The sequence below is a fragment of the Mesorhizobium delmotii genome (genome assembly GCF_900149755.1).
GTDB lineage: Bacteria > Pseudomonadota > Alphaproteobacteria > Rhizobiales > Rhizobiaceae > Mesorhizobium > Mesorhizobium delmotii.
The window spans coordinates 364,735-378,844 of the sequence record NZ_FUIG01000013.1 but is presented as its reverse complement, the minus strand read 5'-3'; the positions used below and the strand labels follow the sequence as shown (position 1 = coordinate 378,844).

Genomic DNA, 14,110 nt, shown 5'->3' with positions numbered 1-14,110 from the left:
GGCGTGTCGTCACAGCGACCGTTCCTCCAGTAGGCCGTGGGCGGTATAGAAATCCCGCAAGCTGGCCAGCCCGGGATGCGCCAGCGCCCGCCGGAGATAATCGCGAATGCGCGGCAGGTGTTTCAGATAATAGGGCTTGCCGTCGCGCTTTTCGAGCCGGACGAAAATGCCGAGAATCTTCGAATTGCGCTGCGCCGCCATCATCGCATAGGTCTCGACGAATTCGTCTTCGTTAAAAACGCCAGCCTTATGGCGCGCGGCGATATAGGCATCGAGCGTCCGCCGCTCGATCTCAGGCGAAATTGTAACGCGGGCATCCATGGCCAGCGAGGCGAGATCGTAGGCCGAAGGGCCGATCAGCGCGTCCTGGACATCGACGATGCCGAGGCGATCGTGACCGGTACGCTCGCCGCGCCAGATGATGTTGGGCGAATGAAAGTCGCGCAGCATGAGCGTGTATTCGCGCCCCTCCAACCGGTCGAGAACCGCATTCCATTCTTTTGTATAGCCGACGCGCAAGGCATCGCTTGCCGGGCCGCCTGACATCGCCGGCACATACCAGTCGAGCAGCAATTCGGCTTCGATCATCATGGCGTCGCGGTCGAAAGGCGGCACGTCGTGAAAGAGACCGGGCGCGGCCTCGATGCGATCGGGCCATGCCTTGCCGTGCATCATGGCAAGCAGTTCGGCCGCCGCTGCGTAGCGCTCCGCCACCGGCTGGCCGTGCTGGCCGAGAAATCCCTCCGAGCCCAGATGCTCGAGCAGCAGAAAGCCTTGGTCCAGATCCTGCGCGTGGATTTCCGGGGCGCTGACGCCACCGGCCCGCAACGCCCGGTCGATGGCAACGAAGGCCGAGACCGATTGCGCAGTGTGGGCGATCACCGCATAGGGCTTGCCGTCGCGGACCGGCGGCCCGAGCACCAGCCGCGGCGAGTTCATCAGCACGCGCGGCGGCAGGCCGGCCAGCGAGACGATCTCATAGGAGCGGGCCGAGGCGTCGCCGATAAAATAGCGTCTTTGCGCTTCACCCCAGCCAGCTCTTTCGAGAAACTCGCGCATGGCCAGCGATCGCGCCGCTCGCTCGACGGCAGCGCCTTGTCCCGACAGTCTCACCAGGCGTCCGTCGTCCTGATGGACCAGTTCGATCAGAACCGAAGTCTTTGGCAAATAGGCCTCTGCCCGTTCCGGCCATTCGACCAGGGCAGCGCCTTGCGCCAGCGCCTCGTCGAAACCCAGTTCGTCCAGTTCGGACGCCGAGGACAGGCGATAGAGGTCGAAATGATGGACGGGAACACGCGCCTCATAGCTCTGGACGAGCGTGAAGGTCGGGCTCGGCACGTCGAGATCGGCATCGTCGGTCATTGCCCTGATCAGCGCCCGCGCCAAACTCGACTTGCCGGCGCCGAGATCGCCTTTGAGCGCCAGCACGTCGCCGGGGCGCAGCGACATGGCCAGATCCTCGCCCAGCCTTGCGGTCGCAGCCTCGTCGGCGAGAAAACGCTCCAGCACCACGCCTGTCATCGAGCGCGCTACTCGGCCGCCGCGCGGATGCCGGACGGCGTATCCGGAAAGGCACAAATGACGGTGGTGCCCTTGTCCTTGCCGGTCTCAATGCGGACGCTGCCGCCATGCAGCTCGACAAAGCTCTTGACGATCGACAGACCGAGGCCGGCGCCGCGCCGGCGGCCGCCATTGGTGCGCGGTTCGAAACGCCGGAACACCGAGTCGAGCAGGTCGGGCGGCATTCCGGGACCATCGTCGTGAACGGAGAATTCCACGCCTTCGGCAAGCGAACGACAGGCGAGCGTGATGGTGCTCGCCTCCGGAGCGTAGTTCGCGGCATTGCTCAGCAGATTGTAGAGGATCTGGCGGATGCGGATTTCATCGCCGTGGAACGTCTTTGGCGCGGTGGCCGCGTCGATCTTGAGCCTGATCGCATGCTCCTCCAGCCGGTCGGCAACAAGCTCGGCGGCGGCGGCGATGGTCCGGTCGACGTGAACTTCGGAGATGTCGAGCTCCATGATGCCGGCATCCACGGTTGCCAGGTCGAGGATGTCGTTGACGATGGTGAGCAGGACCGCGGAAGACGAGCCGACATGCTCGACATATTCGCGCTGCTTCTGGCTCAATGGCCCGGTCGACGGCAGCGAAAGAAGCTCGGTGAAGCCGATGATGTTGGTCAGCGGCGAGCGCAATTCGTAGGAAACGTGCTGCACGAACTCGTTCTTGAGCTGGTCGGATTTTTCCAGCGCCTCGTTCTTGTCCTTCAGCGCACGCTCGACATTGACGCTGTCGGTGACGTCGACGAAGGTCATCATCACCTGCCCGTTTGGCAGCGGGATCATCGCGTAGCGCAGCACGGTGCCGTTGTTCAGCTCGGTCTGGCCGTGGCGGTCGCGGCGCTCGTCGTCGAAACCGGTGATGGCGGCAACGAACCCGCGCCAGGGGCTGTCGGCGGCGCGCCGGTCGCACAGATCGCGGATCGTGGAGACGTGAACGTTGGGCTTGGCGGCGTCAGCGTCCAGCCCCCAAAGTGCTGCGAATGCCGGGTTCGACAATCTGAGCCTGCCGTCCGGGCCGAACACGGCCACGCCTTCGGCAAGATTGTCGAGCGTCTCGCCCTGGACCCGCACCGCGGTCTGATAGCGGCTTTCAAGGTCCATCTTCTCGGTCAGGTTCTCGAATACCCAGGTCACGCCGCCCTTGGGCTGCGGATTGGCGACGACGCGGATGGTCTTGCCGTCCGGCAGATGCCACCAATGTTCCTGCGACTCGACCGCGCGATAGGCGCCAAGCAGGCTTTCCTTCCAGCGCCGCCATTCGGGCTGCTCGGCGATCTTGCCTTCGCTGCGCAGCCGATCGAGCAACAAGGCGTTGTCGGGAGCGCTGTGCAGGAAGCCGCTGTCGAGACCCCATAGTTTCTGGAACGCCTGGTTGAAAAACCGTAGCTTTTCGTCGGTATCGAAAATCGCCACGGCGGTGTTGAGCTGATCGAGCGTGTCGGCGTGGCTCCGCACGGTCCGCTCATATTCGTTACGGATGGTTTCGATGGCGCTGGTGTCGCAGGCAAGACCCGCCGAGCCGTCGGCGCCAGCGAAGTCGGTCACGGCGAACATGCGGCGGTCGCCTTCGATCACGGTGGAAAGCGCCTGCTCGAAGACGGGACGCGACTTGTGCTGCGCAGCGATTGCTTCGCGCGCCTGGCCACCCAGGAATTCCTTCGCGTCGCGAACCGCAGCTTCGGCGTTTTCCGCCTCGACCGCCTTGGCATAGGCGCGGTTGACCCATTTCAGCCGCCCGTTCGCCGTGCGCAGCCATGCTGGCATGCTGAGTGCGTTGAGAAGGCCGAGCATGGTGTCATAGTCGGCGGCGAGACGCTGGTTCTCGATTTTCAGCCTGGCCTCGCTTCGCTGCGTTTCTGAAAGCGAGACGAAGCGGACGACCACGTGTGCTGCGCTCTTGCGCCCGTGCACTTCGAGCGGCGCACCGGCCTGCGATTCGATGACGAGATCGAACGGTTTCGCCTTTTCCCGCAGTCCCGCCACGGCATTTTCGAGCGCCGCCGCTGAGCGCGGCATCAGCCAACGGCCGAAGGCCAGGAAGGCGGCACGGTCTTCCGGAGCGCCGCTTTCAACCGGCAATGTCCCGACGAGCTCGGGTTTTTTGTTTTCCGAGGCCCATACGACGACACGCTGGCCGCGCAGGTTGAGCAGCGCCTCGGAGCGCTGCAGCGCAGCGTTGACGTCGGCCAGGCGGGCTCTGAGTTCGACATTCTGCGCCGAGGTGCGCGCCCGTTCGCGGATCAGGAAAATGGCCGAGACAAGTGCGGCACCCATGACGCCGACAAACATCGCGAGTTGCATGACCTCGACCGTGCTGACCGACAGCCCGGCTTTGGACGCAGCAGCGGGTCCAGCATGTGCCGAAAGGCCAAGCAGCGGACCGACGAGCGCGGAAGAAGCAAGCAATTTTCCGACGCGGCTGCCAGCGCGCCATAAGAGGCTTCCGCCTCTGGCAGCGGAACCCATGGTCACCGAATCGTTGTGGCCGCCGGAAACGGCCTGTCCCGCGCAAGGCGGGTAATCCCCCGGCATGTCCTGGTCCTCTTCGCCGCCTGAATGCAAGACCGCCCTGATGCGGGTGTCGGCCCTCGTCCCCGGACCCGCGAATCAGCACCATAGCGCTTGCGCGAATCGGCGTGAAGAATCAATCAGCGCAAAAATAAAGCCGGGCGAAAAGTCAATCGCCCGGCATCAATATCTAGTGGTAATTTCCGCTGTGGTTAATAGCGGTAGTGTTCCGGCTTGAACGGTCCCTGCGGGGTCACGCCGATATAGGCGGCCTGTTCGCCGGACAGTTCGGTAAGCCGGGCGCCGAGCTTGTCGAGATGCAGGCGCGCGACCTTTTCATCGAGATGCTTCGGCAGCACATAGACCTGGTTCTGATACTGGCCGGGCTTGGTGTACAGCTCGATCTGGGCCAGCACCTGGTTGGTGAAGGATGCCGACATGACGAAGCTCGGGTGGCCGGTGGCGTTGCCGAGATTGAGCAGGCGACCTTCGGACAAAAGGATCATCCGCTTGCCGTCCGGGAAGGTGATCATGTCGACCTGCGGCTTGATGTTGGTCCACTTCAGGTTGCGCAGCGACGCCACCTGGATCTCGTTATCGAAGTGGCCGATATTGCCGACGATCACCATGTCCTTCATCGCCCGCATGTGATCGATGGTGACGACATCCTTGTTGCCGGTGGTGGTGATGATGATGTCGGCGGTCGGGGCGGCATCTTCGAGCGTGACGACTTCGAAGCCGTCCATCGCCGCCTGCAATGCGCAGATCGGATCGACCTCGGTGACCTTGACGCGGGCGCCGGCGCCCTTGAGCGACGCCGAAGAACCCTTGCCGACGTCGCCATAGCCGCAGACGACCGCAACCTTGCCGGCCATCATCGTGTCGGTGCCGCGGCGAATGCCGTCGACCAGCGATTCCTTGCAGCCATATTTGTTGTCGAATTTCGACTTGGTCACGCTATCGTTGACGTTGATCGCCGGGAACGGCAGCAGGCCCTTCTTCTGCAACTGATAGAGCCGGTTGACGCCGGTGGTGGTCTCTTCGGTGACGCCGCGGATCGCTTCCTTCTGCTTGGTGAAGAAACCGGGCGATGCCGCCATACGCTTCTTGATCTGGGCAAACAGGATTTCTTCCTCCTCGCTGCCCGGATTGGAGAGCACATCCTCGCCGGCTTCGGCACGCGCGCCGATCAGGATGTACATGGTGGCGTCGCCGCCATCGTCGAGGATCATGTTGGAGGTGCCGCCATCGGCCCACTGGAAGATCTTGTCGGTGTAGACCCAGTAGTCCTCGAGCGTCTCGCCCTTGACGGCGAAGACCGGAATGCCGGCCTCGGCGATGGCCGCGGCCGCATGGTCCTGGGTCGAGAAGATGTTGCAGGAGGCCCAGCGGATATCGGCGCCGAGCGCCTTCAGCGTTTCGATCAGCACCGCCGTCTGGATGGTCATGTGCAGCGAACCGGTGATGCGCGCGCCCTTGAGCGGCTGCGCTTTGCCGAATTCTTCGCGGCAGGCCATCAGGCCCGGCATTTCGGTCTCAGCGATCTCGATCTCCTTGCGGCCCCAGCCGGCAAGCGAGATGTCGGCGACCACATAGTCATTGCTACCCGTCATGGCAGTGCTCCGATCAAGAATTGTCTTCGGGATGCGCCCGCGCCGGAAGGCGTGTCGAAGGGCGCGAGTTGCCGGCCTGACTAGCAGATCGTCGGTCGGACGACAATGGGATATAAAGAAATCTTTATCCGTGCATGTCTTCGGAGGCGCCTCGGCCCGAAACCGGAATCGATTTTCGGAAGCACGATGCCCAAAGGACGCCGCGGTGCTCTGGGCGTCAGGACTCCTCGCCGAAGCGGGAGGCGACCAGTTGCTCCAGTGCGTCGATCACCTGCTCGGCCTCCGGGCCGCTGGCGGTGACGCGGATCGAAAAGCCGGGGCTCGCCGCCAGCATCATGAGGCCCATGATCGAGGTGCCGCCAACCGTGACGCCGTCCTTCTCGACCTGGACGGAGGCGTCGAAGCCGCTGGCGACCTGAACGAACTTCGCCGAGGCGCGGGCATGCAGGCCACGCTGGTTGACGATTGGAAATTCCCGGACGATGTCACCTTTCTTGGCCGACAGCGCGTTCATTTGCTGCTCAGAAGCTGGCTGGCGACATTGATGTATTTGCGGCCGGCGGCCTGCGCCTCGTCCAGCGCTGCCGTCATGTTGTCGCCCTTGCGAATGCTGGACAGCTTGATCAGCATCGGCAGGTTCATGCCGGCAATGACCTCGGTACGACCGGATTCCATCACCGAAATGGCGAGATTGGAGGGCGTGCCGCCGAACATGTCGGTCAAAACGATGACGCCCGCCCCCGTGTCGACACGGGCAACGGCGTCGACGATGTCGCTGCGGCGCTGCTCCATATCGTCGTCTGCGCCGATCGCCACGGTCTCGAAATTGTCTTGTGGCCCGACGACATGTTCCACGGCATGGCGGAACTCGGCGGCCAGTTGACCGTGCGTTACAAGCACGAGTCCGATCATTCTTTGGTGGCTCCCGTCATCGCCGCTTCACAGCCGCATTTTATGCTCGCCGGCCATTCCAGGCGGCGGGAGCGCTATCTTGTCGACGCGAGACGCGTTGACAAGCCCAAAATTGCACAGGCCCAGGCCATTTTGACGCATTGCAGCAAAAAACCGGAACCGGATCATAAAAAGGGCGCGATCGACAGCCGCGCCATCACCGCCGGCAAGGCCGTGGCGGCGTTGCGCTCGGCAAGGTCGATACGCGGCACCGGACAGCCTGCCACCGGCTCGCTGATTTCCTCCTGGAAACGGGCCATTTCTGCCTTCGGCACCAGCCGGACATGCAGGTCGATCACTCCACCCGGCTCGAACGGCAGCGGGCGCGGCATGAACCCAGGCACTTCGGCGAGACCGGCGATGGTCGCCGGCACGCGACAGACCAGCCGCCCGGCGTGGGCCGCGGCAAGCAGCCTGTCGTCGCCGATAAGCCGCGAAAACAGCCCGCGCGCGCGGCAATGATCCAGGAGTGTCAGCGCCAGCGTCGTCTTGCCGGCGCCGGACGGTCCGGTGATGAGGACGCCGCGCTCGCCGATCAGCAGCGCCGTTCCATGAATGTTTTCAGCGCGCACAGATCAGCCTTCCGCCGGCAGTGTCACGACGAAGCGCGCGCCCTTGATCTCGCCGGGTTTGGTGCCCGGGATGTTCTCGGCGGTCAGCGTGCCGCCATGGGCTTCGACGATCTGCCTGCTGATCGACAGGCCGAGGCCTGAATTCTGGCCGAACGCCTCGCCGGCCGGCCGGTCGGTGTAGAAGCGTTCGAAGATGCGGTCGATGTTGTCGGCCCTTATACCGGGACCATTGTCGTCGACGGTGATGATGTTGACCTTGCCGGCGCGCGCCAGAGATATGGCAATGTGGCCGCGCTCTTCAGGAACGAAGGAGCGGGCATTCTCGATCAGATTGGTGATGACCTGGCCGATCCTCAGATCATGACCGGCGACGAAGTAGCCTTTGACGCCCTGCGGCAGTTTGGCGACCTTGAACTCGATCTCGACCGTCTTCTTGTTGCGCGTCGCCGTGCGCGAAACGTCGACCAGATCCGTGATGAATTTCTTGAGATCCACGGTTCCTGCGTCTTCCCGCGCGAGCTCGGCGTCAAGACGGGAGGCGTCGGAAATGTCGGTGATGAGACGGTCCAGCCGCCTGACGTCGTGCTGGATGATCTCCATCAGCCGGCCGCGCGAGGTGTCGTTCTTGGCCAGCGGCAGGGTCTCCACCGCGCTGCGCAGCGAGGTCAGCGGGTTCTTCAATTCGTGCGAGACATCAGCCGCGAAACTTTCGATCGCCTCGATGCGGGCGTAGAGCGCATTGGTCATGTCGCGCACGGCGATCGACAGATTGCCGATCTCGTCCTGCCGGTCGGAGAAATCAGGGATTTCCTCGCGGTTCTTGACGCCGCGCCGCACCCTGACCGCCGCCGCCGACAGCCGGCGCAGCGGGTTGGCGATGGTCGAGGCGAGCAGCATCGACAGGATGGCGGTGACAAGGGCGGCGATGCCGAAGACGCGCAGGATCGCCTTGCGCTCGGCCGCGACGATCTTGTCGATGTCGCCGCCTTCCGTCGACAGCATCAGCACGCCGAGGACGGCGCGGAAGCGCTGGATCGGCACGGCGACCGAAACAATCTGCTCGCCCTGTTCGGAGATCCGCACGATGGTCGACGGGCTGCCGGTAAGCGCCTTGACCACCTCCGGAAATGCAGCGCCATTGCCGCCCGGCTGTTCATGGTAGACCGGCAGCGCGGTGTTGCGGAAGAAGTCGAAGACGAATTTCTGGATACGTTCCAGAAGGTCGGGTTCTTCCTTGTCGGTCGGCGGCAGGTCGTAGCGAAGGATCTGGCCGCGCGAATAAAGATGGCGCGAATCGAGCAGTAGATTGGCGTCGCGGTCATAGATGCGGGCGCGCGTCCGCGTCGGCGAAATCAACCGCCTGAGCACCGGCGCGACGCGCTCCGGATTGATCGGGAAATCCAGATTGTCGAGCTGATCGGAGCCGGGGCCTAGGCTTTCGCCGGCCTGCAGTTCCAGCAGTTTTTCCGGATCGATGCTGATCGAATCGGTCTCAACCGTCGCCGATGCCGCGATCGCGCCGGCGATGATCTCGCCCTGGGTCATCAGGCTCTCGACGCGGGCATCGATCAGCCCGTCGCGAAACGTGTTGAGGTAGAGAATGCCGGTGACCAGGACGGCCAGGCCGGCGAGGTTGAGGAAGAGAATGCGCCGCGTCAGGCTGGAAAAGATATGGTGGCCGAGGAAGCGGCGCATCGGCACCGTGATTCTCGACAGGAATGCCGGCAGAATCCGCGACGGGCGCCGGGCGCCCGTCCGTCTCACTCTCTCTACGTCCACTGCCATCGAATAGCAGCCCCCGCTCAGTCCTGGTTTTGATGCATGTCGTTGTCCCAAAACCGGGACCACTTTTGGGCGACATGCATCAATTCATGCTTCGCGGAACCGATATCCGACTCCGTAAAGGGTTTCGATCATCTCAAAGTCATCATCGACGGCCTTGAACTTCTTGCGAAGCCGCTTGATGTGACTGTCAATGGTGCGGTCATCGACATAGACCTGCTCATCATAGGCCGAATCCATCAGCGCATCACGGCTTTTTACCACACCGGGACGCTGGGCCAGAGAATGCAGGATCAGAAACTCGGTGACGGTAAGCGTCACCGGCTCGCCCTTCCAGGTGCAGGTGTGACGTTCCTGGTCCATGACAAGTTGGCCGCGCTCGAGCGAACGGGCCTGCTGGTTGGGCGTCTTGGCCGATGCCTCGCGGGCGCTGGCACGGCGCAGCACGGCGCGAACCCGCTCGACCAGAAGACGCTGCGAGAAGGGTTTACGGATGAAGTCATCGGCACCCATCTTGAGGCCGAAAAGCTCATCGATCTCGTCGTCCTTGGACGTCAGGAAGATCACCGGCAGGTCGGATTTCTGGCGCATCCGGCGCAGAAGCTCCATGCCGTCCATGCGCGGCATCTTGATGTCGAGGATGGCGAGGTTCGGCGGGCGCGCCGCCAGGCCTTCCAGCGCCGACGCCCCATCCGTGTAGGTTTCGACGCGATATCCCTCCGATTCGAGGGCGATCGACACCGACGTCAGAATGTTGCGGTCGTCGTCGACAAGCGCGATTGTTGCCATTTCAAGTGGCTCCCTCATGAGCTGTCCCTTCTTTGGTCGAGAAGGGGCTTTTGCAGGACAAATTAGGTACAAAATGTGGCACAGGCTTCGTCCGCTGTCACGAGCGGCATGCCGGCGGCCACGATTTCACCTCAACATGGATTGGACTGTTAAAGACCGCCAATCCTGTGGGCAACCACCTGACTTTTTGCACATATAAACGATTTAAACAACTTTCAAAATATTTAAATCGATTAATTATTTGATATCATTTGGCTTTTCTGGTTCTCACCGTTACAGTCTCCTTGGTGGGGGCTCCGGAAATTCGCCGGCCAGGATGCTGCAAATCGAAGAAGGAACCCCTCATGTCGGAAGCCGGCAAACGCAATCCCGCATGGGCGATCGATCGGATCGGCCTAACGACTACGGGCGCGGTGCGCTATAATTTCGGGGAGGCCGTCCTTTACGAGGAAGCGGTCCGCCGCGGCGAGGCCCGGCTCACCGCGCATGGCGCGCTCGTCGCCGAGACCGGGCAGCACACCGGCCGCTCGCCCAAGGACAAATTCGTCGTGCGCGACGAGACCACAGGGCCGCATGTATGGTGGGACAACAACAAGGCGATTTCCCCCACCCAGTTCGACACGCTGCTCGCCGATTTTCGCATCCATGCGGCGGACAAGGACCTTTATGTGCAGGACCTGGTCGGCGGCGCTGACGAGGACTTGAAGCTGACGACCAGGGTCGTCACGGAGCTTGCCTGGCACTCCTTGTTCATCCGCAATCTGCTCATTCGCCCGGAAGCCGCCGAGCTCGAGCATTTCGTGCCTGACATGACGATCATCGACCTGCCGTCGTTCCGCGCCGATCCGGTTCGCCACGGCACCCGCACCGAAACGGTGATCGCCGTCGATCTCTCGCGCATGATCGTGCTGATTGGCGGCACCTCCTATGCCGGCGAAATGAAGAAGTCGGTATTCACCGTGCTCAACTATCTGTTGCCGGCGAAGGGCGTGATGCCGATGCATTGCTCGGCCAATGAAGGCACCGGCGGAGATGCGGCGATCTTCTTCGGCCTCTCGGGAACCGGCAAGACGACGCTGTCGGCCGATCCGTCGCGCACGCTGGTCGGCGACGACGAGCACGGCTGGGGTCCGCATGGCATCTTCAATTTCGAAGGCGGCTGCTATGCCAAGACGATAAAGCTTTCGGCCGAAGCCGAGCCGGAGATCTTCGCCACCACCCAACGCTTCGGCACGGTGCTGGAGAATGTGGTGCTCGATGCGGGCCGCGTCCCGGATTTCGACGACGGCAGTCTCACTGAAAACACGCGCTGCGCCTACCCGCTCCACTTCATCCCCAACGCCAGCAAGACGGGCCGCGCCGGTCACCCGAAAAACATCATCATGCTGACCGCCGACGCATTCGGCGTGATGCCGCCCATCGCCCGGCTGACCCCGGCGCAGGCGATGTATCATTTCCTCTCCGGCTATACCGCCAAGGTGGCTGGGACAGAAAAGGGCGTCACCGAACCCGAAGCGACGTTTTCGACCTGTTTCGGCGCGCCGTTCATGCCGCGCCATCCGTCGGAATACGGCAATCTGCTGCGCGAGTTGATCGCTCATCACGGAGTCGATTGCTGGCTGGTCAACACCGGCTGGACCGGCGGCGCCTACGGCACCGGCAAGCGGATGCCGATCAAGGCGACGCGGGCGCTGCTTGCCGCGGCGCTCGACGGCTCGCTGAAAGGGGCCGATTTCCGCACCGACGCCAATTTTGGTTTCGATGTGCCGGTGGCGGTTGCGGGCGTCGACAGCGCCATTCTCGATCCGAGATCGACCTGGGCCGATACCTCAGCCTATGACCTGCAGGCGGCGAGGCTGGTCGGCATGTTTGCCATCAATTTCGAAAAATTCGAACCTCATGTCGACGCCATTGTGCTCGGCGCCGCGCCGCGCATGCGCGAAGCCGCGGAATAATCGCCGGCTGGGTACCCTGCGCCTCAAGGCCCGACCCGGGGGATCGGGCCTTTTCTTTTTTCGTCCGCCGCGCCATGACTGCGGCATGAACGCCGACGACAAGATCATCATTGCCGACGATGCGGTGATCCATCCGGATGACCTGCACGAGGACTTCATCCGCTCGTCCGGCCCTGGCGGCCAGAACGTCAACAAGGTGGCGACGGCGGTGCAATTGCGCTTCGATGCGGCGAATGCGCCGGGCCTGTCGGAGCGCGTCCGCGAGCGAACCATAAAGCTGGCCGGCCAGCGCGCCACCAAGGACGGCGTCATCGTCATCGAGGCCGGGCGCTTCCGCACGCAAGAGCAGAACCGGGCGGACGCCCGGGCGCGGCTTGCGGAACTGGTTGCCAAGGCCGCCGAACCGCCGCCACCGCCGCGCAAAAAGACGAGGCCGTCGAAAGGCGCGGTCGAAAGGCGGCTGAAGACCAAGGCTGGGCGCGGCACAATCAAGAAACTGCGCGGCCGGGTGGCCGACGATTAGAGCGACGTGCGATAGGCGACATCGATTGCGCGGTCGAGACGGCTTCCAATTCAAGGTTGCAGGTGGCAAGTTCGCTATTCGCCACAGCAAGGGAGACCACAGATGGGCATGTTTGATTTCGTCAAGGGCGTCGGCAAGAAGCTCGGATTCGGCGACGATGAGCCGGAGCCGACCGCCGATACGCTGAAGAAAGAACTCGATTCGCACGCGCTCGGCACCGACAATGTGGAAGTCGACGTAAAAGGCGATACGGCTGTGCTGAAAGGCGTAGTCAAGGATCAGTCGATCTTCGAAAAGGCGGTTATCGCCGTCGGCAACACGCTCGGCGTGTCCAAGGTGCAGGCGGATGAGTTGCAGGTCGCCGCCCCCGAATCCGGCACACCCGCTGCCCCGGCCAAGGAACCGACCTTCTATACGGTCAGGAAAGGCGACAACCTCTGGAAGATCGCCGAAAAGAGCTACGGCAAGGGCAAGGGTGCGAAGAACACGATCATTTTCGAGGCCAACAAGCCGATGCTGACCCATCCGGACAAGATCTATCCGGGGCAGGTCCTGCGTGTCCCGGATCTCGATCAGGCCTGACCAGTTCGGGCCAGATCGGCAACAGCAATCGACAATGGCGGCTTTCGGGTCGCCGTTTTCATTTGATGGTGGCATTCTGGTTGTTTGCAGACCAACGGATCAAGCGACCATGCTCGTCCTGCCCAAAGGCGTCCGCCACATGCCCGGCTATCTGTCCCGTGCAGTGCAGGAAGCGCTGGTCGAGGATGTGAGACGGGTCGTGCAGGAGGCCCCCCTGTTCGTGCCGGCCATGCCGCGCACCGGCAAGGAGATGAGCGTGCGCATGACCAATTGCGGTTCGCTCGGCTGGGTGACCGATAAGGAGCGCGGCTATCGCTACCAGCCGACGCACCCGGTGACCGGAACGCCCTGGCCGCCGATCCCCGACGTGCTGCTGCAGCTGTGGCGGGACGTGTCTGCCTATCCGCATCCGCCGGAGGCTTGCCTGGTCAATTTCTATTCGCCGGACGCGAAGATGGGCCTTCATCAAGACCGCGACGAGATCGATTTCTCCGCGCCGGTCGTTTCCGTTTCCCTGGGCGACGATTGCCTGTTCAGGGTCGGCCAGAGCACGCGCGAAGGCGGCACCAAATCGTTCAAGCTGAAAAGCGGCGACATCGTCGTGCTTGGTGGCGAAGGCCGCTTCTGTTTTCACGGCGTCGACCGTATTTATCCGTCGACCTCGGCACTGCTGAAGAATGGCGGACGGATCAATCTTACGCTGAGGCGGGTGACCTATCCTGGTTAGGACGGCGGACCTTCAAGTCGCGCCGTATTAAGCATCGGATTTTCGTAAAACCGGCACCCGCTTTGGGTCATGGTCCAGGCCCGCCGCTGAACCGCCGGAAAAGATCCAGCGTTCGAGAACGACAAAGTTGACCACGGGAATGAGAATGCAAGTGAGCAGTATCGGAACTGCGACCGGCAGGCCGAACTGCCCGACGAGGAGCAGCGGAAGAAGATAGGCGATGGCAAGGCCGAATCCGGTCAGCACGGCGAAACGCGGCGCTTCGAATTGATGCGAGCCGGCCGACATGAACGTGAAAAACTTGTGGCCGAGATAGGAGAATATTGCTGCGGCCACGTAGGCGGCGACCGAGGCTGTGGCCGGCGACAGGTATGTTGACCCGGCACTGGTGAAGAGGCTGGCACAAAGCGCGTAGAGCACTGTGGCCGCAAGTCCCACAGAGGTGAATTTGAGAAGCCGGCGCAGAGCAAGTGTTCCGCGCCAGGCGGAAATGTCAGGCCGGCGCATTGCAGGCATATTGATCACCGGCTCCCGACAAATGCTCTG

At 62.7% G+C, this 14,110-nt stretch carries 13 protein-coding genes; 4 read left to right on the top strand and 9 right to left on the bottom strand.

Features of this window, described 5'->3' with window-relative positions:
• Positions 1-9: 9 nt before the first annotated feature.
• From tsaE to BQ8482_RS03275, 8 genes are all read right to left on the bottom strand, one after another.
• Positions 10-1,521, bottom strand: a complete 1,512-nt coding sequence (gene tsaE, locus BQ8482_RS03320; protein ID WP_123147350.1) for a tRNA (adenosine(37)-N6)-threonylcarbamoyltransferase complex ATPase subunit type 1 TsaE — start codon at positions 1,519-1,521, stop codon at positions 10-12.
• 8 nt (positions 1,522-1,529) lie between these two features.
• Entirely contained in the window at positions 1,530-4,094 is a 2,565-nt protein-coding gene (locus BQ8482_RS03315; protein ID WP_123146247.1) for a sensor histidine kinase, read from the bottom strand.
• Between the two features lie 188 nt (positions 4,095-4,282).
• On the bottom strand, positions 4,283-5,683 hold the full coding sequence (ahcY, locus tag BQ8482_RS03310; protein ID WP_123146246.1) for an adenosylhomocysteinase: 1,401 nt from the start codon (positions 5,681-5,683) through the stop codon (positions 4,283-4,285).
• 217 nt (positions 5,684-5,900) lie between these two features.
• On the bottom strand, positions 5,901-6,197 hold the full coding sequence (locus tag BQ8482_RS03305) for an HPr family phosphocarrier protein (protein WP_123146245.1): 297 nt from the start codon (positions 6,195-6,197) through the stop codon (positions 5,901-5,903).
• Positions 6,194-6,595: a PTS sugar transporter subunit IIA gene (locus tag BQ8482_RS03300; RefSeq protein WP_123146244.1), complete on the bottom strand. Its 402-nt coding sequence runs from the start codon at positions 6,593-6,595 to the stop codon at positions 6,194-6,196. The genes BQ8482_RS03305 and BQ8482_RS03300 overlap by 4 nt, the downstream gene beginning before the upstream one ends.
• A gap of 164 nt (positions 6,596-6,759) precedes the next feature.
• Positions 6,760-7,206, bottom strand: a complete 447-nt coding sequence (locus tag BQ8482_RS03290; protein ID WP_123146243.1) for an HPr kinase/phosphorylase — start codon at positions 7,204-7,206, stop codon at positions 6,760-6,762.
• A gap of 3 nt (positions 7,207-7,209) precedes the next feature.
• Positions 7,210-8,991, bottom strand: coding sequence for a sensor histidine kinase (locus BQ8482_RS03285; protein ID WP_095493999.1), 1,782 nt, complete (start codon positions 8,989-8,991; stop codon positions 7,210-7,212).
• A gap of 84 nt (positions 8,992-9,075) precedes the next feature.
• Positions 9,076-9,777 (bottom strand): response regulator transcription factor, encoded by a 702-nt coding sequence (locus BQ8482_RS03275; RefSeq protein ID WP_023796909.1) that lies wholly within the window; start codon positions 9,775-9,777, stop codon positions 9,076-9,078.
• Between the two features lie 344 nt (positions 9,778-10,121).
• Here BQ8482_RS03275 and BQ8482_RS03270 point away from each other — a divergent pair, with 344 nt between their 5' ends.
• The 4 genes from BQ8482_RS03270 to BQ8482_RS03255 all read left to right on the top strand — a co-directional run bounded on the left by BQ8482_RS03270 (position 10,122) and on the right by BQ8482_RS03255 (position 13,564).
• Positions 10,122-11,732 (top strand): phosphoenolpyruvate carboxykinase, encoded by a 1,611-nt coding sequence (locus tag BQ8482_RS03270; RefSeq protein WP_123146242.1) that lies wholly within the window; start codon positions 10,122-10,124, stop codon positions 11,730-11,732.
• Positions 11,733-11,817: 85 nt separating this feature from the next.
• Positions 11,818-12,255 carry an alternative ribosome rescue aminoacyl-tRNA hydrolase ArfB gene (gene arfB / locus BQ8482_RS03265; protein ID WP_123146241.1) on the top strand — a complete coding sequence of 146 codons (438 nt, stop codon included), beginning with the start codon at positions 11,818-11,820 and terminating at the stop codon, positions 12,253-12,255.
• A gap of 102 nt (positions 12,256-12,357) precedes the next feature.
• On the top strand, positions 12,358-12,837 hold the full coding sequence (gene lysM / locus BQ8482_RS03260) for a peptidoglycan-binding protein LysM (protein WP_123146240.1): 480 nt from the start codon (positions 12,358-12,360) through the stop codon (positions 12,835-12,837).
• 109 nt (positions 12,838-12,946) lie between these two features.
• The gene (locus tag BQ8482_RS03255; protein WP_123146239.1) at positions 12,947-13,564 is read left to right on the top strand and encodes an alpha-ketoglutarate-dependent dioxygenase AlkB; all 618 of its coding nucleotides are present in this window, start codon (positions 12,947-12,949) and stop codon (positions 13,562-13,564) included.
• Between the two features lie 27 nt (positions 13,565-13,591).
• Here BQ8482_RS03255 and BQ8482_RS03250 read toward each other — a convergent pair whose 3' ends face one another.
• Positions 13,592-14,080 carry a GtrA family protein gene (locus BQ8482_RS03250; protein ID WP_244602607.1) on the bottom strand — a complete coding sequence of 163 codons (489 nt, stop codon included), beginning with the start codon at positions 14,078-14,080 and terminating at the stop codon, positions 13,592-13,594.
• Positions 14,081-14,110 lie beyond the last annotated feature (30 nt).